Here is an 881-nt window from a genome sequence, read left to right as displayed (position 1 = left end):
CAGTGGTTTGAAGAACGCTATGTGCTGCTGATTGAGGCGGGATTGTCTCTCAATCGCATCAATGACCCGCCGCTTGATGACGCAAAATCGCGAGGACGACCCAAAAATCGCCCGCAAAGAACTTACTCGACCGCTTACAGCAGCACCAAGCGCAGGTGTTAGCATTTATGCTGGACTTCCGCGTTCCCTTTGATAACAATCAAGCCGAGCGCGACCTTCGCATGATGAAATTGAAGCAAAAGATATCGGGTGGATTTCGCTCCGTTGAGGGCGCACAGATGTTTGGGCGGATTCGCGGCTATATCTCCACGCTCAAAAAGCAAGGGTTGAATGTCCTCGAAGCACTCAAGCAAGTTTTCTTGGGCAACCCGACAATGCCAACGGTGCTTCAGCCTGAGTAGTTACATCAGCGGTTGAATCCATTCTTCATGTCCTTCGCCTCAACAACACGGGAAGCCAGGTAGTGCGTATTTGCACAACTTCGGGTTCACCGCAGGTTTTGGTGAAAATTTGTCAGAATGGTGATAAATCGCATCGGCAAGATGGTGGAACTCTTAACCCAACTGCTTCCTAGCCCAGAACACCTACAATTTCAGAATTACGAACTTGATGTAGAACAACAACAGATTCGAGTGTTGATGGAATCGGTGCAGCAAACAGTCTATTGCCCAGTGTGCAATCAAGCTTCCTATCGAGTGCATAGTTTCTATGAACGGACGCTGGCAGACTTACCGTGGGCAAATTATCAAATCGTGATCAAGCTGACGGTCGGCAAGTTCTTCTGTGATCAAGAAAGGTGCGATCGCAAAATCTTCACGGAACGGATCGCGGGCGTGATGGCTCCGTGGGCAAGACGAACGAAGCGATTAGCAGCACAACTG

2 protein-coding genes are annotated in these 881 nt (G+C 49.5%); both read left to right on the top strand.

The genetic code is table 11. From position 1 onward, the window contains the following. Positions 1-86 precede the first annotated feature (86 nt). A complete protein-coding gene (locus tag LEPBO_RS0133145; protein WP_071596258.1) occupies positions 87-401 on the top strand; it encodes an IS66 family transposase in 315 nt (104 codons plus the stop codon). Between the two features lie 117 nt (positions 402-518). Continuing rightward, positions 519-881: transposase family protein (locus tag LEPBO_RS0133140; RefSeq protein WP_192820019.1), on the top strand; the 363-nt coding region annotated here is incomplete at its 3' end.

Origin of the sequence: Leptolyngbya boryana PCC 6306, from assembly GCF_000353285.1 — a bacterium.
Lineage (GTDB): Bacteria > Cyanobacteriota > Cyanobacteriia > Leptolyngbyales > Leptolyngbyaceae > Leptolyngbya > Leptolyngbya boryana.
The sequence above is the reverse complement of the archived record's forward strand: the minus strand, read 5'-3'. Positions and strand labels throughout refer to the sequence as shown.